Genomic DNA, 21324 nt, shown 5'->3' on the forward strand with positions numbered 1-21324 from the left:
GCTTCATACAACGAACACCTGCCCCATCCCATGCTCGACATCCAGCTGCTGCGCAAAGACCTCGATGGCGTCGCCAAACGCCTCGCCGACCGCGGCTATACCCTCGACGTGGCGGCCTTTTCCGCCCTCGAAGCGGAACGCCGCGACACCCAGACCCGTACCGAAGAGATGCAGGCGCGCCGCAACACCCTGTCGAAGCAGATCGGCGGGATGAAAGGGCGGGGCGAGGATACGTCGGCGCTGATGGCCGAAGTGGGCGGTATCGGCGATGAGATGAAGGCGTCGGCGGCCAAGCTCGACGATATCCAGAAGCGTCTGTCCGATTTGCTGCTCGGCGTGCCGAACCTGACGCACGAAAGCGTGCCCGCAGGCAAGGACGAAACCGAGAACGTCGAAGTGCGCCGCTGGGGCACACCGCGCCAGTTCGATTTCGAGGTGAAGGATCACGTCGACGTCGGCACGCCGCTCGGCCTCGACTTCGAGACCGGCGCGAAACTGTCGGGCGCGCGTTTCACGTTGCTGCGCGGGCAGATTGCGCGGCTGCATCGCGCGCTGGCGCAGTTCATGATCGACACGCACACGCAGCACCACGGCTATACCGAGGTGTACACGCCGTATATCGTGAATCCGGAGATTCTGTACGGCACCGGCCAACTGCCGAAATTCGCCGATGACATGTTCCGCGTCGAGAAGGGCGGTGACGAGAACACGGTCACGCAGTATCTGATTTCGACGTCGGAAATTTCGCTGACGAACACGGTGCGTGACAGCATCGTCGAAGCGGACACGTTGCCGATCAAGCTGACCGCGCATTCGCCGTGCTTCCGCTCGGAAGCGGGCTCGTATGGCCGCGATACGCGTGGGCTGATCCGCCAGCATCAGTTCGACAAGGTCGAAATGGTGCAGATCGTCGCGCCGGAAACCTCGTATGACGCGCTGGAGCAGATGGTCGGCCACGCTGAGGCGATTCTGCAGAAGCTTGAGCTGCCGTACCGCGTGATTACGTTGTGCACGGGTGATATGGGTTTCTCGGCTGCCAAGACGTATGACCTGGAAGTGTGGGTGCCTGCGCAAAATACGTATCGCGAGATATCGAGCTGCTCGAACACGGAGTCGTTCCAGGCTCGCCGGATGCAGGCGCGCTTCCGCAATGCGCAGGGCAAGCCGGAGCTGGTGCATACGCTGAATGGTTCGGGGCTGGCGGTGGGTCGTACGCTCGTGGCGGTGCTGGAGAATTTCCAGAACGCGGATGGTTCGGTGACGGTGCCGGTGGCGCTTCGTCCTTACCTTGGTGGGGTGGAACGGCTGGAAGTGCCGGCGGCTTGATGCCGCTACCGATTACCAAGTCCCTTTGAAATTTTTTGGCCGAGGGGCTTGGAAATCGGATTCAGCTGTTCTATAATCTTTCTCTCCCAAGCAACGACCCGCTTGGATCTGACGAGATGGCAACTAAGTAGCCTTGTTGCTGTGAGTTGGAAGACCCGGAAAGGTGGCAGAGTGGTCGAATGCGCTGGACTCGAAATCCAGTGTACCTTTAGGGGTACCGTGAGTTCGAATCTCACCCTTTCCGCCAAATTTAAAAACCCCCGCTGAACGAAAGTTCAGCGGGGGTTTTGCTTTTGGGCTGGTCGATGGCCTTTAGATGCGTCGTTAATGATAGGCGGCAAAGCTTCGGATTTCGGTGAACTGGTTGCACGAGCCCCGCTGCGGTTGACGAGGCACCGTTCGGTGTTACGTGCGGATCAACCTGCTGCTTTCGAATACGTGATAAGGCATCGAGTCAAGATCCATTTGTTCCGGGACCGGAAACGCGTTTCCGCAATAGTCGATTTCGACGTAGCTCAGATGCCCCGAATCATTGGCGAACAAAAGTATTTCGAGCGAGCCGGTTTTCCCGTCCTCGACACGGCTGCGAAAGTCGGCTTCGAATACCAGACCGTAGCCGTGCCCACTTGTGACTATTCCTGGTGCGAGTTCCGGCGTAGCCATTGATAGCCCGAAACTGTTGCAACCGCATTCACACACATCGACGATACCCGCGTTTTCGAACTGTGCCGCGAGCGCGCCGCGGTTCGGAAATTGGCAACACTCCAAGATAAATGCAATCCAGGCGGCGGTGCGGTGAAAGTCGTTCTTCGCGTGGATCATAGGAGAGGGGCGCGGGAGATTTCTCGTTTGACCGCCCATTTGTAGCGTTCAACCAGTCGCGCAGCAGCGGCCATAGCCTGCTCCCGCCAGCAATCCTCGGCGGCTTGAATGTGGATCTCCTCTCGCGCCAGCGCGTAAGGAGCCCAATAGGCTCGAACTTCGCCAACGGGCAAATGGTTGGTTTCCGACGTAATGGCGCGGAACAACTGAAACTCAGGCTCGTTTTCGGCCCTCGTCGAGGAAGCAAGAGGAGACATCGCACGAGCGGTTTCGATCACGCCCAATCGGCCACTAAGCAAATCCTTTGCTCGGGCGTGAATCTTTCGGCAATGCTTTCGCCAGCGCGCCTCGTTTTTAATTCCCATTGGCATCGGGAAAGTCGGTTCCATCGGCTTCCTACGGGTGATCTGGAAATGAGTCATTCGTTGGGGGCGATCCGTACGTCTGTGCTGGCCGTGCGAAATGGCGGCGCAAGCCGCCATGGTCGTGCTCAGTGTTTTGTGTCATTAGATGGCTCGAGGGCGTGATCGGCAACTTCAGTAACTTGTGTCCTCAACCGTCGCGCCACCATATGCCCAGCGAGCATGCCCCGATACAAATCAACATCAATCTTTGCTCGCCGCTCCGACTGACAAGCAATTCCTTCCAACGCGACGATCAACTGTTTGTTGTCATGCGCCGACCAACTGCCGATCCGGATCGACTGCGCAATCGCCGCCAACCGTCCAAACTGCTGCACATAGAAATCCCCCGCGCTAGCCGCTGCATCGAGCAGACCTTCAATGAACTCATCGCGCGTGCGGGGTTTGGAAAAAGACGAAGGGGTATTCGAAGAAGTCATAAAACGCTCCCGTTACATGATTGAGCCGCTATCGCGCGGCCATGTGCGGGTAGGTGATTCGGGCTGTCAAACCCGGCCGCCCTTGTCTAGGTGGCACCAAAAAGTATAAATCAGCGAATGCAACTGGAGACCAACCACCCAGGCAAATCAGTAATTTCCTCTCGCCCGCTGAGCAAATCCTCTCAACGATCATTTGAGCACCGCGCTCCCTGCATCTGAGCGCCGACAATCCGTTGCGGCTAATAGACACACAAGTGAGGCGGCGTGTGTCACGACCGGACGAGGCAGCATTTCGCACGCCCCGACGTTGGTCATCGAATGGCATCGCGTTAACCCGCATGTCCCAGATCAGAAGCCGTGCCAAACAGAAAGCGTCGCACCCGTATCGTGCGAATGCAGAACTGCCACACGTGCAGTTCCAGAAAAGACCCAGTCGTCGACGGTCAACGACAGCCTTCGCTGCGGTTGTGCACCGAGCGTTAGAGTCGCGTTCGGCAACTGGACTATTGAGAATTGCGGTGCCGTCGACGGACCCAGATTGAGATAACTTGACGTCTGCTGCGGTGCCGCCTCAGGCGTTGGCGTGGTGCTCCCAGCGCCAAATCGGAAATCGCGGATCGCCTGCGTGCTATAGAAATTATCGACTTGCGCGTAAAACGGCTTTCCCTGGTCCGACTGATATTCCATTTCATAGCGGTGCAAATACCGTTGCGGTTCCGGAATGGGTGGAACAACCGTCTCGGGCAGAGGCGCGATGTTCGCAACGGTCATCGCTTCGGGCAGGTCGGAGGCAAGGCCACCCGCGAACGCATATCCGTTCAGAACAAGGAATATTGCGCCGACAATCCTTTCGTTCAGGCAGGTCATGGCCGTGCCTCCAATGAAGGAATTGAAACGTCACGCTACTGACCGCTATGCCTGAATTGACCGCCGACCGCCCCTGAAATTTCGCTTTTATCAATACATTGTAGTCAGCCCTTCGCTTCTGGCTAGCAATGTATGCAGCGCCCCCGTGCTCCGGCGATTGATGTGGGACACGTTACGGCCTGGCGCGCGAGCGAGCCAGGCTGGCACCTTGAGCACATTGGATATGAAACGTTAATTTGAATCGATCGATGTTCTCGGCCTTTATCCCTGCTGACGCTGACCAGGGGATCATTTGATCATTGCGCTCCCCGCATCGCCCGTTTGATCGCGCTGCGTGGCTTCCTTCACGACCCAACTTCGCTTCATCCCGAACGAAGCAAAAAAAACGAGCACAGCACCGAATTTATGCCATTCGCATATTCGACGTGCGTTTTCCCGCTCGCATGGACGAATTCAACCTCAGCGGACACACGAATTGAAAGCAATTAGAAAATAACTTGATGCTTTCCTGTCATAAATATTTCCACCTGAATTCGGCACGCGCAGCTCTTGCCCACTAGAGATCGATTCGAGTTCGTGACCCGCCGAATTACGGTGAAAAATAAGTGGCACTTCCCGAGTCGCCTGAGTGCCTGTAAAGTCATACAGCGTTTTCGCGTCGAGCCTAAAAGCACAGACGCCAAACGCACCGCCACAACGATGTCCCGAACAGTTTGCAAGACCAGGTTTGTAAAACAGGCTTCAAAAGGGGATTCACATGTCAGTCGGCAATTCGGTCGTTGACACGACCAAAAGCAGCACGAAATACAAAGTCATCAAGTGGTCGATTATCGGGCTGTGCATCGCCATCGGCGCGCCGCTCGCCATTCTGCTGGTCAAAGGCCTGGTCGGCCTGATCCTCGCGGCGGTGATCGGGCTTGCGGCGATCAACTTCGGTCCCGTTCTGGCTATGAAGTTCGCGAACCAGAAGGTCAAGATGTTCGTGAACGAAGCGAAGTCGAACCCGATCGAGACGCTCTACAACGAACTGGCCGAAAAGCAGGAAGGGGCTGAGCGGTTCAAGAAGAGCATCACCGACTTCCGTACCGAAGTGAAAAACTTCGAAGATAAAACCGCGCAGTTCAAAAAGCAGTATCCCGAAGATGCGGCTCGTTTCGAGACCCAACTCGCGACGATGAGAAAACTGCTCGCGTTTCGCGAGGGGCGCTATAAGCAGGTTCAGGACGAACTCAAGCGATTCTCCGACGCGATCGACCGGGCCAAAGCGCTGTGGGACATGTCGCAATCCGCGCAACGCATGAACAAGATCGCCGGCATGCAAACCAGCGACACTTTCGCGCAAATCAAAACCGACGCCGCGCTCGACTCCGTGATGAACTCGGTCAACAAAGCATTTTCCGAAATGGAAACGTCGCTGATGGAAAGCGCGGAAGTGCAGCAAGCCAAGGCCGCTACCGAGCTGGGCGCTATCAGTCCGCCCGCCCAGCAACTCGGCTCGCCCGCAGCGCCCAAATAATCAGGCGCGCACCGCTCGACTACTCAACTCGATCAAAAAACAATGAAGAAAATTCTGGGTTCGGTTCTTTTCCTGATCTTGCTGGCTGCCGGTTGGTATATCCACGAAGGCGGCCTGAAAAATCCGCTTAACAGCGGCCAGAGCGCCGACAAAGACACCGTCGCGGTGAACGGCGGGGTGAACGGAGTCGACACCGGCAACCCCAGCAGTGCCGACGTCAAAACGCCAGCCCCGAGTAATCCGGACGGTTTCGTGCCCAACAAGGACACGCTGAAGTCGATCTTGAGCAACGGTGTCGTGCGCGTCAGCGTCGAAAATCCATCGCGGCCGTTTTACTCGGAAGACAACGGCAAGCCGCAAGGCTTCAACGTCGACTTCGCCAATCTGCTGTTCGCACAGAAAGAGTTCACCTCGGGCGACCATCCGACCATCGCTGTCGACACGCATCACGGCGTGGACACGTATCCGGCGGTCCCCGATCAGCTGACGAAAACCGACAAGCAGGGCAACGCGGTCGTCGACGTCGCCATGGACGGCCTGACGTTCCCCGACAACACCCCGAGCGGCGTCGTCTATTCGATTCCCTATGTCGAGGACTTCGGCTATTCGTTGATCGTCGCCAAGGGTTCGCCGGTCCGCTCCGCAGCCGATCTGGCGGGCAAAACGGTCGGCGTGCTGCAGGGCGATCCGGACGTGAAAGCGTATGTCCAGAAAGCGTTCCCGAATAGCAAGATCGTCGAGTTGTCGGATGCGAGCATCGAAGGTCAGCGGTCGTGGATGTCGCACTTCCTGGACGATCATCAGGTCGACGCCATCGTCTACGACTATCCGTTCGGCGTATCGGAGATCAAGGGCACTGACCTGACGTTCGCGGTCACGAAGCTGGACGGCTCCAACCTCGCGTACAAAATCGGCGTACGCAAGGAAGACAGCGCGCTCCTGATCTACCTGAACTCCGCGATCGCGAAGGTCAAGCAGTCGCCGGCCTATCTGGATCTGCTGCGTAAATACTTCATCAGCGACCAGGTGCTCACCACCGCTGCGACCGGCGGCGAAAAGACCTACGTGGTCCGTTCCGGCGATACGCTGAATGCCATTGCCGCGAGTCAGTTGGGAAGCGGTGCGCGATTTGTTGAAGTGCAGAAACGTAACAACCTGCCGAACCCCAACCTTATCCTTATCGGTCAGCACCTGATCATTCCGGTGCGCTGACGCGGTAGATTTTTTATGCCGGGCCCTCGCGGCCCGGCATGAACAACAATCCCTGATTCGCAATGTGCGCACGCTGTGCGCCGGTTAGCTCTGTCTCGCCGGGTCGTGTGCCCGCGTCCGCCGCCCAAAATCCGCCAGATTTGCATCCGTTTCAACCCCCGCTACGTAAATCCCCTCAAGGACGCGCAACCCCCGTCATACCCAACTAACCGACCGCGCGCCCTTGAGACCAGGAGACGCGCCCATGAGCCATCCCGCACCGACCTCACCACCACCGCGCGGCTCGCGGGTCGCGGTTATCGGCGCCGGTATCTCGGGTTTGGCCAGCGCCTATCTGCTGGCGCGCAACTATCGGGTCACCCTGTTTGAGTCGGCCGGCTACGTGGGCGGCCACACCAACACCGTGGACGTCACGCTCGAGGGCCATACGCATCCCGTCGACACGGGCTTCCTGGTTTTCAACGACCGCACCTATCCGAACCTGATCGCGCTGTTTGCCGAACTGGGCGTCGAGTCGCACCCGAGTGAAATGACCTTCTCGGTCTCGCTCGACGAAGGCCGCCTCGAATGGGCCGGCACCAGCCTGAACACCGTGTTCGCGCAACGTCGCAACCTGTTCTCGCCGACCTTCATCGGCATGCTGCGCGACATCATGCGTTTCAACAGCAGCGCGCAAAGCAATCTCGAGCTCGCGATGGAAACGCGCACATCGATGGGCGAACTGCTGACGGCCGGTGGTTATGGCGGCGCGTTCCAACGCCACTACCTGCTGCCGATGGCCGCGGCGATCTGGTCGAGCGCGACCGCCGACGTCCTCGCCTTCCCGGCCACCACGTTCCTGCGCTTCTGTCTGAACCATGCGCTGCTTCAGGTGAACCGCCGGCCGCAGTGGAAAACGGTGGTCGGAGGAGGGCGGGAATATGTGCGGCGTATCGTCGGCACGCTCGACGACGTCCGTATCGGTACCGCGGTTAAAGGCGTGCGACGCGATGCAGACGGCGTCGATGTCTTCACGGACAAGGGCACGGAGCGCTTCGACGCGCTGGTGCTCGCCACCCACGCGCCGACCTCGCTGCGTCTGCTGGACAACGACGCCGATCAGGACGAGCGCAGCGTGCTAGGCGCCGTGCGCTACCAGCCGAACGTCGCGGTGCTGCATACGGATACGAATCTGTTGCCGCGTCGTCAGCGCGTGTGGTCGGCGTGGAATTATCTGGGGAACCGCGCGGTCGACGGCACGCATCCGGTGTGTGTCAGTTATCTGGTCAATCAACTGCAGCCGCTGCCGTTCCGAACGCCGCTCGTCGTCACGCTCAATCCGGTGACGCAGCCGGCGCCGGGTACCGAGCTGCGTCGCTTCCTCTACGACCATCCGTTGTTCGATCTGGCCGCCATCGATGCGCAACACCGTCTGCCGTCGCTGCAAGGCAAGCGCCGCACCTGGTTCGCGGGCGCGTGGACGGGCTATGGTTTTCACGAGGACGGTCTGAAATCGGCACTGCGCGTGGCCGCCGATTTCGACGCGTCGCCGGCGTGGGCCAAGGCATGAATCCCGTTCGCGTCGAAGTCAACGTTGATCCGGCTGCCTGGCTTTTGACGGGTCAGGTGATGCATGAGCGTCTGCGGCCGAAGCATCATCGCTTCACGTACCCGGTGTTTTGCGTGCGCTGCGATCTGGATCGCCTTGCGTCGCTCGATAGCGACTGGTTCGGCGTCGATCGCTGGGGCCCGCTCAGCCTGTACCAGCGCGATCACGGTCCGCGCGACGGCAGCGATCTCGCCACATGGATGCGCGCACAACTATCAGCGGCGGGTATTGAAGCTGCGGACGGCAAGATCTGGCTGCAAGCGTTCCCACGTGTGTTCGGCTATGCGTTCAATCCGGTCAGTTTCTGGTTTTGCCACGATCGCGACGGTCATCTGCGCGCGCTGCTGGCTGAGGTGCGCAACACCTTTGGCGATCGTCACAGCTATCTGCTGAGCGCTGCGGGCAACGCGCCAATCACCGCTGAAACGCAACTCAAATGCCGGAAAGTGCTGCACGTATCGCCGTTTTGTCGCGTCGAGGGGAGCTACGAATTTCGCGTCAGGGAGACACCAAACAGCGCGTCGGTCTCTATCGACTACGAGGACGTTGACGGTTTGCTGATCCGCACGGCGCTGGGTGGTCGACTAAAGCCCTTAACGCGCTCGACAGCACTCTCCGCGCTGCTCCGTCAACCGTTGCTGACCGTCGGTGTCGTCGCACGAATTCATTGGCAGGCGTTGCGCCTCGCCATCAAGAAAGCGCCGTTCTACGGCAAACATCCCGCGCCGAGCCGCACCGCTGACGCATCCACCGACCACGCCGCAGCCGGCCAACCGTCCGCCGCTGCGCGCCCCATTTCGTCCGATTGAGGAGATTCAGCCATGGCGCTTTCAAGAACCCTGAGCGAGCACCGAACCATCCCCGCGTCGGGCCGTCTGTTTCTATCTCTGCTCGAACGGATTCAGGTTGGGCATCTGGTGTTGATCACGCCCGACGGCCAGCAGCGTGTGTTCGGCGATCCGCACGCGGCGCCGGGCGCGCGTCTGGAGCTGCGCGACTGGCGTGCGTGCGGCGCGATTCTGCGCAAAGGCGATATCGGTTTCGCCGACGCATGGCGCGCGTTCTGGGTCGACACGCCTGATCTGGCCGCCTTGCTGCGCGTCGCGATTCGCAACGAGCGCGCGCTGCAACGCACGGTCTACGGCGGCTGGCTCGCGCAACTCTGGTACGGGCTGCGTCATAAGCTGAGGCCAAATACGCGTGTGGGCAGTCAGCGCAATATTCACGCGCACTACGATATCGGCAACGCGTTCTACGCGCAGTGGCTGGATTCGACGTTCACCTATTCGAGCGCGGTGTTCGACGGCAATTTCTATCAATCGCTCGAAGCCGCACAGCACGCGAAGTATCAACGCATCATCGACGCGCTTGGTTTGCGCGAAGGCATGCGCATTCTGGAAATCGGCTGCGGGTGGGGCGGTTTTGCGATGCACGCGGCGCGCCAGGGGATCCATGTGCACGGCATAACGATCTCGCCGGCGCAGCTCGAATTCGCTCAACAGCGTGTGAGCGAAGCAGCCCTGAGCGACCGTGTGCATCTTGAACTACGCGACTACCGTACGCTGACGGGCCAATACGGCAGCATCGTATCGATCGAAATGTTCGAAGCCGTCGGCGAAAAATTCTGGCCGACGTACTTCGGCATCTTGCGCGAGCGTCTCCTGCCTGGCGCACGCGCGCTCGTACAAACCATCACGATCGACGACTCGCACTTCGCCGCCTATCGCGCAACCAGTGATTTCATCCGCGAATTCATTTTCCCGGGCGGCATGTTGCCGAGTCCGCAGCGTTTCATCGAAGCAGCGCGGCGTGGCAAGCTCACGGCGCGCACGTCGTTGGCATTCGGGCGCGATTATGCGGAGACCCTGCGCCGCTGGCGCAGCGCGTTCGAAGCGCAACTCGATACGATCCACACGCAAGGCTTCGATGAGATTTTCGTGCGGACGTGGCGGTTGTATCTGGCGTACTGCGAAGCCGGCTTCGACGAAGGACGCACGGACGTGATGCAATTCGTGCTCACCTCAGCGGACTGATATGCGTGTGCTCGCGGCGAATTCGGCGAGCGGACCCGGCTCGCGGAGGCCCTCCGGCGATCCTCTGTACAATTGGCCGATCGTCAACATCGTTTCACCCCCACCGAATTCATGGCCATTACCTACAAGACTCCTGACGACATCGCCAAGCTGCGCATTTCCGGCCGCCTCGCGGCCGACGTACTGGCGATGATCGGCGAGCACGTCAAGGCCGGTGTCTCCACCGACGAGCTCGACGCACTGTGCAACGACTACATTGTCAATACGCAAAAGTCGATTCCGGCAAATGTTGGCTATCTGGGTTTTCCGAAGACGGTTTGCACGTCCGTCAACCAGGTGGTGTGCCACGGCATTCCCAACCGCAGCGAAATCCTGAAAGACGGCGACATCATCAATATCGACGTCGCGATCATCAAAGACGGCTATTTCGGCGACACCAGCCGCATGTATTGCGTCGGGCAGCCGAGCACGGTGGCGCGCCAACTGATCGACACGACCTATGAAGCAATGCTGGCTGGCATTCGCGAGGTCAAGCCAGGCGCCACGCTCGGCGACGTCGGCTACGCGATCCAGAAGATCGCGCAGCGCGACGGTTTCTCGATCGTGCGCGACTATTGTGGGCATGGCATCGGCAAGGTTTATCACGAAGACCCGCAAGTGTTGCACTACGGTCAGCCGGGGCAGGGCGTGCGTCTGAAGCCGGGCATGGTCTTCACGATCGAACCGATGATCAACGCGGGCCGCGCCGGCACTTCGGTGCAGCGTGACGGCTGGACGGTCGTCACCAAAGACCGTTCGCTGTCGGCGCAATGGGAGCACATGATCGCCGTGACCGAAGAAGGCTACGAGCTGCTGACGCCGTGGCCGGATGGCACCGGCAATTACGAAGCGCCTTGAACGCAGTGGTCAGCGCGCCTGACGAACCGGCTATCAAGACGGTGGGCGTGCGAATTGCTGCGCAGCGAGCGCGCGGCGCCTGCACCAAGAACCGCCGCTGCAGTCCGATCCAGCAAATAAGGATTTGACTCTCGCGCCGGTTCGGTTAAAGCTATGCCTTAGGGTTTCAAGGGGTTTTCGTCTGCATGAGTCCGTCATTGACCGTTCGCCGTATCGCCGCTGATCAGGGCGCTGTTTTCCGCGAACTCCGTACTGCGTCGCTGCGGGAGGCGCCCTATGCCTTCGGCGAGACGCTAGAGGACGCGTTGTCGGCGGATGCCGCCACCTTCGACGCCACCGCTGCCGAACACGCTGTTTCGTTCATCTTCACCAGTTTCATCCTCTATACCGAGGGCCATCCGGCAGGACTAGTCGAAGCCTATTTCGACGACACCGCGGCGCGCCGCGCGTTCGTCTGCGAGTTGTGGGTGGCGCCGGCCGTGCGTCATCTGCGAGGCGGCGAGTTGCTGGTCGACACCGCCAGCGCCTGGCTCGCGGGCGAAGGCGCCATGGAAATCTACGCGTGGGTCGCCGACGCCAATCGCAATGCGATGCGCTTTTACGAGGCGCTCGGCTTCGGTCCCACCGGCGAGCATCGGCGCGTCGTGCGTGCGCCCGAGCAGGCCGAAAGCCTGCTGGTGCGGCACGTGCCGACCACGTCGCAGGTATTTCAGCAGTGATCCCGCGAGCGGCGCGTCAGCCTGCCGCTCACATCCCATCCGCGTCGCTACAGCGTTCATGGCCGAATGACCGGCCAGAACGCGGCCTGAATGGCCGAGGCGTGGCCACGTCATGGGTATTCAGGCCGCCGTGGTGCGTTCTGTCGGCAAAAAAACTCGCTCCCCGCCTGGACGCCTGTAAAATACGCAAAATTTTTTGCCGAACGCTATGTCGCCCAAGAAATCGCCCTTTTTCGAACTCCGCAGCGGCTCTGTCGACACGCTCCTGTTTGTGGTCAAGACAACCGACCTCGACGCGATGCGTGCCGAACTGACGCGGCGCTTCGAGGCGACCCCCGAATTTTTCGCTAACGACGTCGTCGCGATCGACGTGCGCCGGCTCGCCGAGAACGAACGCGTGCCGCTCGCCGACATCGCGCAACTGCTCGACAGCGTGCGCATGCGCCCGGTCGGCGTGGTGGCCAATGCGCAGCAGGCGTGGGCGGCGGAATCCGCGCTGCCCTTGCTCGAAGCGCGCGACCGCCGCGGCGCATCTGCTAAATCCGCTGACGAGGAAGCCGCCAATGCTGCCGCTACGGCGCCGGCTACCACCGCAGCGACGGCGACGCCGCCGGCCGATCTGTTTTCGGCAGCAGACGGCACGCCGGCCACGGCCGCCGCGGTCGAACCTGCGCCGGCCGCCGAGCCCGTGCGTCTCGCCACCTCGTCGCAGACCATGGTGGTCGACAAGCCGTTGCGCTCGGGCCAGCGCATCTACGCAAAGGGCGATCTGGTCGTGCTCGGTCTGGTGAGCTACGGCGCGGAAGTGATCGCGGAAGGCAACATCCATATTTACGCGCCGCTGCGCGGCCGGGCGTTGGCCGGCGTGCAGGGCAATCACGACGCGCGCATTTTCTGCACGTGTCTCGAGCCGGAACTCATCTCGATCGCGGGCATCTATCGGACGACCGAGAACCCGCTGCCGGCCGACGTGCTCGGCAAGCCGGTGCAGATCTGGCTCGAAGAAGAAAAGCTGATGATCGAACCGTTGCGGCTCACCTGATCGACGTGACGCGCGCGTTGCCCAGCACGTACACGGCACGCGGCGTTCCACGGCAAATATGGCCGCACATAATTGACGAATTTGACGAACACAAGGTAAGGGTAATGGCAAAAATCATTGTGGTGACTTCGGGCAAGGGTGGCGTGGGCAAGACGACCACGAGCGCGAGTTTTGCATCGGCCCTCGCATTGCGTGGCAGCAAAACCGCCGTGATCGACTTCGACGTCGGCCTGCGTAACCTCGACCTCATCATGGGCTGCGAGCGCCGTGTGGTGTACGACCTGATCAACGTGATCCAGGGCGAAGCCAACCTGAACCAGGCGCTGATCAAGGACAAGAAGTGCGAGAACCTCTTTATCCTCCCGGCCTCGCAAACGCGTGACAAAGACGCGCTGACGCTGGAAGGCGTCGAGAAGATCATCAACGACCTGATCGCGATGGACTTCGAATACATCGTCTGCGATTCGCCGGCGGGTATCGAATCGGGCGCGCTGCTCGCCATGCACTTCGCCGACGAAGCGCTGATCGTGACCAATCCGGAAGTCTCCTCGGTGCGCGACTCGGACCGTATCCTCGGCATCCTGTCGTCGAAGACCAAGCGCGCAATCGAAAGCAAGGAGCCGATCAAGGAACACCTGCTGATCACCCGCTACAACCCGAAGCGCGTGAGCGAAGGTGAAATGCTGTCGCTGACCGACATCCAGGAAATTCTGCGCATCGATCTGATCGGCGTGATTCCGGAATCGGAAGCGGTGCTGCATGCGTCGAACCAGGGGCTGCCGGCTGTGCACCTCGACGGTACCGACGTCGCCGAAGCCTATAAAGATGTCGTGTCGCGTTTCCTCGGCGAGCAGAAATCGCTTCGCTTTACCGATTACCAGAAGCCAGGGCTGCTGCAGCGCCTCTTCGGCACCAAGTAAGGGGAGCGCACGTCATGTCGATTCTTTCGTTTTTGCTGGGCGAGAAGAAGAAGTCCGCGTCGGTAGCGAAGGAACGCCTGCAGTTGATCATCGCGCATGAGCGCGCCGGCGGCCATGCGCCTGCCGATTACCTGCCTGCGTTGCAACGCGAACTGGTGGCCGTGATTTCAAAGTACGTGAAAATCTCCAATGACGATATTCGTGTGAGCCTGGAACGCCAGGACGATCTCGAAGTGCTCGAGGTCAAGATCGAAATACCGCAGGCGGGTTCCGCGTAACGTGCTGCGCGCTCTGTTTCGTTCCGTCGATGTGACGTGACGAGGTGGGGCGCGTAAGCGCTGTTGTTGTTGTTGGTGTGATGCGTTCTTTGTCTCGTTGTGTCCTCCCGCCGTTTCCCTCGCCGTCGTCCCCGCTACTTCTGCATTCATGTTCACCCGCACAGGCCTTCGCACGCCTGCATTTCGCGCGGCGAAATAATCCGTTGCACTTCAGCGTGCGCCGTTACACGCCCACAGTCAGCGCCTTCGTCCCCTCGTGCATTAAACGGATAACGCCGCATCCGGTGTCCATCCAAAGAGGGAAAACATGAACAAGACCTTTCGCTTGCTGATCGCCAACGCTGTTCTGATCGCTGCCGGTGCATCCGCTGTGGCCTCCGCTTCGGCCGAGGAAGTCGTCGTGATCGCGCCGTCCGCACCGCCGGCCGTGCGTTACGAAGCCGTGCCGGCGCCGCGTGTCGGCTATGTGTGGGATCACGGTCATTGGCGTTGGGACCACGGCCGCTATGTGTGGGACGCGGGCCACTGGCAGGCCGAACGCGTCGGCTACCACTGGGTGCCGGGCCACTGGGTCGAACACGGTCCGAACTACCGCTGGGTCGAAGGCCACTGGGCGTAAGTCCACCGGCTTCAACAGTGTGCGGCACGGCGGAATCGACACCGCTCGTGCCGCTCCCTCCAGTTTGACGACACAGGCGCGGCTCGTACGTCCGGCGTAGCGCTTGCCTGTGTTTCAGAGGAACACGTGATGAAAAAGAATCTGCTTCTGATCGCCGTACTGGCGGTCATGCTGGCCGGTTGCGTGGTGGTGCCGGCACGGCCGGTTTATATGCGCGCGCCGGCGGTTGTCGTTTACTGACGCGGGGCGCCGTCTTCAGCAGGCGCATCGCCCGTGATCTCATCGACGGCCGCCGGTTCGGGCACGTCGACTTCGGGCACTTCCGGCACCGGTGCGGGTGCCGGCTGCGGCAGCGGCGCCATATAGCGCTGTGCCAGCGACTCATACAACGGCGGTGCGAAGAAACGCGCCACGCGGCTCGCAATCAACGCGGTGGCCATCAGCGAAATCACCAGTGCATGACCATCGATCATCTCCATCACGATCACGAACGACGTAATCGGCGACTGCGTGACGGCAGCCAGATAGCCGACCATCGCAAGGGCGATCAGCATCGGCAATTGCATCGAATCGAACACCATGTGCAGCAGATTGCCGAAGCCCGCGCCGATCGACAGCGACGGTGCGAAGATGCCGCCCGGAATGCCCGGCAGGTACGAGCCGACCATCGAGATCATCTTCAGAAACGGATAGAACACGGACAGGTGCTCGTGTCCGTCGAGCAGTCCGCGAGCTTCCGCATAGCCGCTGCCGAAGGTCGTGCCGCCGGAGATGAGGCCGACCACCGCGATCACGAAACCGCACAGCGCGGCGAACGCGACCGGCCGCTCGCCGTGCAAGTGACGCAGCGGCGCCGGAATCCAGCGCGCGGTGTTCAGCAGCAGCCAGCCGAACACGCCGCCCGCAATACCGGTGACGATCGCCGTGAGCAGAACGGCCAGCGCGAGCAGATCGGGGAAGTGCGCGCCGATCTGGATGGTGCCGAAATAGGTGTAGTTGCCGTTCAGTCCGAGCGCGATCACACCGGCGATGATGATCGCCGTAATCAGCACGCCGCTGGCGCGGGCCTCGAAGCTGCGCGTGAGTTCCTCGATCGCGAACACGATCCCCGCCAGCGGCGTATTGAACGCCGCGGACAAACCCGCTGCCGCGCCTGCAAGCACCAGTTGCCGTTCGATCTGCGCGTTCGAGCGTGGATACAGCCGCCGCAGATTGAACATCAGCGCCGCGCCGACCTGCACGGTCGGCCCTTCGCGGCCGATCGTGAAGCCACCGAGAATCGCCAGAAACGACACGGCGATCTTGCCGAACAGAATCCGGAACGACAGCAGTCGCGCGCCGTATTCGCCGGGCTTGGCATGCAGGGTGGCGATGACTTGCGGAATGCCGCTGCCTTCGGCGCCGCGGAAGAACTTGCGCGTGAGCCAGACGGCGAGCGCCGCGACCGCGGGCGTGACGATCAACGGCGCCCACACGTGCCGCTGCTGCATGGTGCGGAATTCGCCGTAGCCCCAATCGATCAGCCTGGCATACAGCACCGCCACCAGGCCGACCGCGATCGCGCCGAGCCAGAAGATGCCGTATTGACGCCACAAGCGTCTGGCGCGACGCACGATGCCGGAAGAGAGGGGAGGAAGTGCCCGGGACATGGGGATGTGCTGGCGCAAAGGCTGAATTATAAAGCGTGCTCTATCGTTTCAACTGTATGAAAGTATTTTGAAATATAGTAAAAAGGCTATTCGTAAGGCGCGCAGTGTAACGCTCTGTATTAATGACCGTACGGCGCACTGGAGCGTTCGGCGAAGATTATCCCAATCGTCGGCTAAAATGTTTTGATGTTCGAACAATTAATAGGTCCTCAATGAAGCGAGTCCTTATCGTCAAGGTCACTTCGCTCGGCGATATCGTGCAGGCGTTGCCAGTCGCCGCTGACATCAAACGCGCGTTTCCCGGTGTTGAAGTGGACTGGGCGGCCGACGAGGCCTTCGCCGAACTGGTGCATTGGAGCACGAGCGTCGACCGGGTGCTTTGCGCGCCGCTGCGCCGTTTCAAGAAGGCGCGCCGCTGGGGCGATTTCAAGGCGATCGCGGCGTCGATCGCCGAATTGCGTGCCTATCGCTACGACTACATCATCGATATTCACGGCGTGTACAAGAGCGCGATCATCGCCTTTCTGGCGCGTTCGTCGAAGCGTATTGGCTACCAGTCCCAGGATCTGGGCGAGCGGGGCGCCGCATTTGCCTATACGGGGCGTTTTGGCCCGCGTCCGCAGCGCTGCGATGCGTGGCATGGCATGCGCATCAGCGCGAGCGAGGCGCTGGGTTACGAGGTCGAAGGCCCGGCCGTCTACAATCTGCGCCTGCCCGAGCCGGCCACCGCGCCGTTCGCGGCTGACAGCGCGCCGGTCGCGGCACTGTTTCACGCCACTTCCAAAGACGACAAGAAGTGGCCGCTGCCTCATTGGGTGGCGGTCGGTCGCGAGTTGGCGCAGCGCGGTTTCCATGTGGTGCTGCCGTGGGGCTCGGAAGGCGAGCGTGCCGAGGCGGAGCAGATTGCGTCGCAGGTGCCGGGTTCGACCGTCCTGCCGAAGCTGAACGTGACCGAAATCGCGCAGATGATCGACGCGTGCGCGCTGGTGGTCGGGACCGATACGGGTTTCGTTCATCTGGCGCATGGATTGCAGAAGCGCACGGTCATGATTTTTGTGGCGACGCCGCCATCGCATTTCGGCATCGAAGCGCCGTTCCGCTCGATTTCGATCGGCGACGGCCACTCAGTGCCGCCGATCGCCGAGGTACTGAAGGCGATCGATTACGTGCACAGCGAGCCACGCGCGGTCGCCATCCAGCACGGATCGGCCGCAGCCTGAGCGCAGCTTCGCAGCGCTTTCGCGCAATCGTTTGGCTAAAAGAAAAGAGGCGCGACGCGCAGGCGCCCAATCAAACGAGCGCTGCCACGGAACGCCTCCGAAAAGCGCCCGCGTCGGGGAACTACGGGCGGAGAGGAATCGCTGCAATGAACAAACTGACTCACGCACTGAGCGGCCACGTCGCGTAGCCGACTCAGTTCTACAGTGACCGCCGGCCGACGGTCGAGTTCAACGGCGCATTCATCAAGACATGCCGCGCGCGTGCCGGCAGAGTCGCGTGCCGCTTATCGGCGTCCCGCGGGCGGCTACTCGTGGCCGCTCCCAGCGTTTGGATCAGCGCCGCGCATTACACGCCTGTTAAATCTGTCGCTTTTCGTTGAGTGCCTAATTGGCTACTTGCGCGCGCTTTCGCGTGGTTACTGGCTCAGCCACGGCGCATGGAAACGCGCACTCGATACCCATAATCAGCGCCGCGATTCGCGCACCCGCCACGGGCAGGGCTTGCGCGGCGCACGCATGTTCAAAGCAGTATAGGCGGTGTTTTTGTCTGATGTGAGTCTGTCGTCGCCATGCTTCCGACGCCGCGGATTTCGGGGTTCGAAGGTGTAACACCTCAGAGATTTTCCCTTACAAATCGCAACGCTCGCGCGAGGCAGGGTCGTGTTCAATCGAGTCATTCGGGGTTTCGGCTCGAATGAATCTGACACGAAGGAGAACAATATGAAACGCTTAATCCTGACCCTGATCGCCGGCACGCTACTCGCAACGGCGCTCGGAGGCTGCATCGTTGCACCGGCGCCTGGCTATTACTACGGCGGCGGTTATTACCATCATGGCGGGTACTACCGGTAACGGCTTGCGGCGCGCGCGAGGCCTGCATGCAGCGCCACGCTGGCGGCTGCCTCTTGCCTGCATAGGCACGGGGCAGCCGCTCAACCGCTTCTTCGGATCAAGTCAGACCGCTTCCATCCGCCGCGCCGAACCAGGTATCGCGGCGCTCGCCCGTTCAGGCCAGCAGCATTTCGAAAGCGATTACCGCAGTAATGGCAGCCGCGTTCGCGGCCAGTGCTTCCACGACAATGCCTTTCCACGTCGCGGGACGAAAGCGCAAAGCCAGCAGCAGTGAACATAGCAATGCCAGCGCGATGATCATCACGATGTCCGCGTTGTGAAGATGAATACTCATCAGAGCCTCCCTGCTTGCCTTAGGGTTATTGGAATCGAGTATAGGCAAGTCAAAAAGACGCGCAAGGCAGGGGATTTACCAGCGCGCCTTTACCCTGATCACATCAGTTGGGCATCGCGGGTTTCGCGCATGCACAGCACGCCGATCAAGCTGACGGCCGCCGCAATCGACACATAAGCGCCCACCCAAGGGAGCCCGCCGTGCGCGGCCAGCACCTGCGCGATATACGGCGCGACTGACGCACCGAGAATCCCGCCGAGGTTATACGACACGCCTGCACCGGTATAGCGCACGTTGGTCGGGAACAGTTCCGGCAGCAGCGCGCCCATCGGCGCGAAGGTCACACCCATCAGGAACAGTTCGATCACGAGGAACAGCAGCACCAGCGGCATCTGGCCGCTGCCGAGCAATGGCGCCATCGTGAAGCCCGACAGGATCGCTGCGATGATGCCGACGATCAGCACCGGCTTGCGGCCATAACGATCGCTTGCCCAGGCCGACAGCGGCGTGGCGAGCGCCATGAATACGACCGCGATGCACAGCATGCCGAGGAACGTCGGCCGGGGAATATGCAGGACCGACACGCCGTACGACAGCGAGAACGTCGTGGCGTTATAGAACAGCGTGTAGCAGACCACCATCGCCAGTGCGCCGAGCAGGGTCGGCAGCCCGTGCTGCGAGAACAGCGTGGCGATCGGCACCTTCACGCGTTCCTTGCGTTCGATGGCCGCCTGGAAGGCCGGCGTCTCGGCGATCTTCAGGCGCACATACAAGCCGAGCACGACCAGCACCGCGCTGACGAGGAACGGCACGCGCCAGCCCCAACTGCGGAATTGCTCGTCGCTCAAAGACAACGCCAAGGCGAAGAACAGACCGTTGGATGCCAGAAAGCCGATCGATGGCCCGAGTTGCGGAAACATTCCGAACCAGCCGCGTTTGCCGGCCGGCGCGTTCTCGGTGGCGAGGAGCGCCGCACCGCCCCATTCGCCGCCAAGGCCGATACCCTGGCCGAAGCGCAGCACGCACAGCAGGATCGGCGCGAGGCTGCCGATCGAGTCGTAGCCCGGCACGAAACCGATCAGCGTGGTCGACACCCCCATCACCAGCAGCGAAGCGACGAGCGTCGATTTACGGCCGATCCGGTCGCCGAAGTGGCCGAACAGGAACGAGCCGATCGGCCGTGCGACGAAGGCGATACCGAACGTGACGAAAGCCGACAAAGCCTGGGCGGTCGCCGAGCCGTGCGGGAAAAACACCGGTCCGATGACGAGCGCCGCGGCGGTCGCGTAGACGTAGAAATCGTAGAACTCGATCGCGGTGCCGATGAAGCTCGCGAAGATGATCCGCGCGCTGCTGGTCTGCCCGGACGCATTGGGCTGGGCCGCGGAAATCGGCGAAGTGGACATGCAGGGTCTCCTTATGTCGTGATGCTGTTGGACGCCGTGTTTCGATGGGCGGGCGGCGCGTGGTCGGTCGGCATCTTTGTTTAAGTTCGGCGCGTCTCGCTGGCGATTGAAGCCTTCTTCAACGCCGGCGATGAAGCGACAGCTTACAACGGCGGACGTCAGCCGTCAGCCGTCAGCCGTCAGCGCTCGCGCGCGAAAGCGGACATACTAGGGGAGCAACCAGGCGGGGTTCGTGAGGCGAGCGTTCAGTCGATGGCCTGCGCTTGCGGCGAGGCGAACTCGCGCAACTGGAATTTGCCGTTGTCGTTGAACAGCCAGTCTTCGAACAGTTCGAGCTGGCCACGGCCGTTCAGCAATTTACCGGGCGGTTGCGGCAGCGGCGAGGCGCGCCGCAAGGAGGCGAGCGCGGTGCTTTCGGCTTCGTCGTCGCCATTGGTGCGATACACCGACGACGCCAGCACCTGACCATCGCGATCCACCGTGAACGACACCACGACCAACGAGCGCAGCATCGCTTGCGGCGTGCCGTGCAACACGTAGGAAGGGCTGCGTTCGACGATGCGTTGCGCGACCGCGCTGCGGTACTGGTCGAGCGTCGCACTATTGACGGCCGCCACCGGCGTGATGACAAGCGGGCGACCAGGTGGCGTGATCGTGCAGCCTGCCGAGGCTGCGAGCGCGGCCAAAACCGAAGCCGCCGTGAGCGCCGAAGTTGCGCTATGCGCATGCGACAGGGAAGCGCTAACGCGTGAAGCGAAGCGTCCAGTCAGGCGGCGAAGGTGACGTGTGCGGGTGGACATCGTCGAGGAAAGCACTGTGACAGGATCTAACTTGATGGTAGTCAAAAAATGCCAGGATGCAATGGTCGTTCACCCTGTATGCCGATCCCGAGCCATGTGATTCGACTTGCTTGCACGCCGCGCATGGCGTCCTTTCCATTGCCTTTCTGCTGCATGCATGAGCGCATTCAGTCTGATGCGATCTGCCTGACACGAACCGTGTTTAGACAAAGTTCGCCACGCCGATTCGCATACAACAGGACTTCTAAGAGTTTTCCTATGGTGTCGACAGCCTCACGTCAATAGCGTGGGCCGGACCATCGGGCGAAGCGCCGCAGCGCGGTCATGAGCCGCGCGCGACCGGCGCTGCGCGAGCCGATCGGTCCTGTCCATCCCGACAACGA

22 protein-coding genes and 1 tRNA gene are annotated in these 21324 nt (G+C 61.1%); 15 read left to right on the forward strand and 8 right to left on the reverse strand.

Going from position 1 to position 21324, the window contains the following annotated elements; translation table 11 throughout:
* Window positions 1-30: 30 nt before the first annotated feature.
* Both serS and M0D64_RS09280 read left to right on the forward strand, forming a co-directional pair.
* Window positions 31-1326: a serine--tRNA ligase gene (gene serS / locus M0D64_RS09275; RefSeq protein WP_266257392.1), complete on the forward strand. Its 1296-nt coding sequence runs from the start codon at window positions 31-33 to the stop codon at window positions 1324-1326.
* 157 nt (window positions 1327-1483) lie between these two features.
* Window positions 1484-1573 (forward strand) — tRNA-Ser (locus M0D64_RS09280).
* Between the two features lie 158 nt (window positions 1574-1731).
* On the opposite strand, the gene M0D64_RS09285 is transcribed toward M0D64_RS09280, so the two are convergent.
* From M0D64_RS09285 to M0D64_RS09300, 4 genes are all read right to left on the reverse strand, one after another.
* Window positions 1732-2187, reverse strand: a complete 456-nt coding sequence (locus M0D64_RS09285) for a hypothetical protein (RefSeq protein WP_266257393.1) — start codon at window positions 2185-2187, stop codon at window positions 1732-1734.
* Window positions 2145-2537 carry a hypothetical protein gene (locus M0D64_RS09290; RefSeq protein WP_266257394.1) on the reverse strand — a complete coding sequence of 131 codons (393 nt, stop codon included), beginning with the start codon at window positions 2535-2537 and terminating at the stop codon, window positions 2145-2147. The genes M0D64_RS09285 and M0D64_RS09290 overlap by 43 nt, the downstream gene beginning before the upstream one ends.
* A gap of 101 nt (window positions 2538-2638) precedes the next feature.
* Window positions 2639-2989, reverse strand: a complete 351-nt coding sequence (locus M0D64_RS09295; RefSeq protein ID WP_266257395.1) for a hypothetical protein — start codon at window positions 2987-2989, stop codon at window positions 2639-2641.
* Window positions 2990-3337: 348 nt separating this feature from the next.
* Window positions 3338-3856 carry a hypothetical protein gene (locus tag M0D64_RS09300; RefSeq protein WP_266257396.1) on the reverse strand — a complete coding sequence of 173 codons (519 nt, stop codon included), beginning with the start codon at window positions 3854-3856 and terminating at the stop codon, window positions 3338-3340.
* A gap of 757 nt (window positions 3857-4613) precedes the next feature.
* On the opposite strand from M0D64_RS09300, the gene M0D64_RS09305 reads away from it, so the two are divergent.
* The 11 genes from M0D64_RS09305 to M0D64_RS09355 all read left to right on the forward strand — a co-directional run bounded on the left by M0D64_RS09305 (window position 4614) and on the right by M0D64_RS09355 (window position 14680).
* The gene (locus M0D64_RS09305) at window positions 4614-5372 is read left to right on the forward strand and encodes a hypothetical protein (protein ID WP_154558920.1); all 759 of its coding nucleotides are present in this window, start codon (window positions 4614-4616) and stop codon (window positions 5370-5372) included.
* A gap of 42 nt (window positions 5373-5414) precedes the next feature.
* Entirely contained in the window at window positions 5415-6584 is a 1170-nt protein-coding gene (locus M0D64_RS09310; RefSeq protein WP_266257397.1) for a transporter substrate-binding domain-containing protein, read from the forward strand.
* Window positions 6585-6828: 244 nt separating this feature from the next.
* Window positions 6829-8133, forward strand: coding sequence for an NAD(P)/FAD-dependent oxidoreductase (locus M0D64_RS09315; RefSeq protein ID WP_266257398.1), 1305 nt, complete (start codon window positions 6829-6831; stop codon window positions 8131-8133).
* Window positions 8130-8981 (forward strand): DUF1365 domain-containing protein, encoded by an 852-nt coding sequence (locus M0D64_RS09320; protein WP_266257399.1) that lies wholly within the window; start codon window positions 8130-8132, stop codon window positions 8979-8981. The genes M0D64_RS09315 and M0D64_RS09320 overlap by 4 nt, the downstream gene beginning before the upstream one ends.
* 12 nt (window positions 8982-8993) lie before the next feature.
* Window positions 8994-10205 (forward strand): cyclopropane-fatty-acyl-phospholipid synthase family protein, encoded by a 1212-nt coding sequence (locus M0D64_RS09325; RefSeq protein ID WP_266257400.1) that lies wholly within the window; start codon window positions 8994-8996, stop codon window positions 10203-10205.
* Between the two features lie 111 nt (window positions 10206-10316).
* Window positions 10317-11102 (forward strand): type I methionyl aminopeptidase, encoded by a 786-nt coding sequence (gene map, locus M0D64_RS09330; RefSeq protein WP_266257401.1) that lies wholly within the window; start codon window positions 10317-10319, stop codon window positions 11100-11102.
* Between the two features lie 185 nt (window positions 11103-11287).
* Window positions 11288-11821: a GNAT family N-acetyltransferase gene (locus M0D64_RS09335; RefSeq protein ID WP_154558926.1), complete on the forward strand. Its 534-nt coding sequence runs from the start codon at window positions 11288-11290 to the stop codon at window positions 11819-11821.
* A gap of 208 nt (window positions 11822-12029) precedes the next feature.
* The gene (gene minC, locus M0D64_RS09340; protein WP_266257402.1) at window positions 12030-12863 is read left to right on the forward strand and encodes a septum site-determining protein MinC; all 834 of its coding nucleotides are present in this window, start codon (window positions 12030-12032) and stop codon (window positions 12861-12863) included.
* Window positions 12864-12967: 104 nt separating this feature from the next.
* Window positions 12968-13783, forward strand: a complete 816-nt coding sequence (gene minD / locus M0D64_RS09345) for a septum site-determining protein MinD (RefSeq protein ID WP_054035077.1) — start codon at window positions 12968-12970, stop codon at window positions 13781-13783.
* Window positions 13784-13797: 14 nt separating this feature from the next.
* A complete protein-coding gene (minE, locus tag M0D64_RS09350; RefSeq protein ID WP_028196771.1) occupies window positions 13798-14061 on the forward strand; it encodes a cell division topological specificity factor MinE in 264 nt (87 codons plus the stop codon).
* Between the two features lie 307 nt (window positions 14062-14368).
* On the forward strand, window positions 14369-14680 hold the full coding sequence (locus M0D64_RS09355) for a YXWGXW repeat-containing protein (protein ID WP_154558928.1): 312 nt from the start codon (window positions 14369-14371) through the stop codon (window positions 14678-14680).
* A gap of 233 nt (window positions 14681-14913) precedes the next feature.
* Here the strand turns inward: M0D64_RS09355 and M0D64_RS09360 are convergent, their stop codons facing one another.
* On the reverse strand, window positions 14914-16329 hold the full coding sequence (locus M0D64_RS09360; protein WP_266257403.1) for a chloride channel protein: 1416 nt from the start codon (window positions 16327-16329) through the stop codon (window positions 14914-14916).
* 212 nt (window positions 16330-16541) lie between these two features.
* On the opposite strand from M0D64_RS09360, the gene waaC reads away from it, so the two are divergent.
* Window positions 16542-17549, forward strand: a complete 1008-nt coding sequence (waaC, locus tag M0D64_RS09365) for a lipopolysaccharide heptosyltransferase I (RefSeq protein ID WP_266257404.1) — start codon at window positions 16542-16544, stop codon at window positions 17547-17549.
* A 720-nt stretch (window positions 17550-18269) separates the two neighbouring features.
* Complete coding sequence (locus tag M0D64_RS09370) at window positions 18270-18401, forward strand: hypothetical protein (RefSeq protein WP_266241240.1); 132 nt, start codon at window positions 18270-18272, stop codon at window positions 18399-18401.
* Window positions 18402-18555: 154 nt separating this feature from the next.
* Here M0D64_RS09370 and M0D64_RS09375 read toward each other — a convergent pair whose 3' ends face one another.
* The 3 genes from M0D64_RS09375 to M0D64_RS09385 all read right to left on the reverse strand — a co-directional run bounded on the left by M0D64_RS09375 (window position 18556) and on the right by M0D64_RS09385 (window position 20941).
* Window positions 18556-18735, reverse strand: coding sequence for a hypothetical protein (locus M0D64_RS09375; protein WP_093643889.1), 180 nt, complete (start codon window positions 18733-18735; stop codon window positions 18556-18558).
* 98 nt (window positions 18736-18833) lie between these two features.
* A complete protein-coding gene (locus tag M0D64_RS09380; protein WP_266257405.1) occupies window positions 18834-20141 on the reverse strand; it encodes an MFS transporter in 1308 nt (435 codons plus the stop codon).
* 245 nt (window positions 20142-20386) lie between these two features.
* On the reverse strand, window positions 20387-20941 hold the full coding sequence (locus M0D64_RS09385; RefSeq protein ID WP_154558931.1) for an energy transducer TonB: 555 nt from the start codon (window positions 20939-20941) through the stop codon (window positions 20387-20389).
* Window positions 20942-21324: the final 383 nt, after the last annotated feature.

It is taken from the genome of Paraburkholderia sp. WS6 (assembly GCF_030464835.1).
Classification (GTDB): domain Bacteria; phylum Pseudomonadota; class Gammaproteobacteria; order Burkholderiales; family Burkholderiaceae; genus Paraburkholderia; species Paraburkholderia madseniana.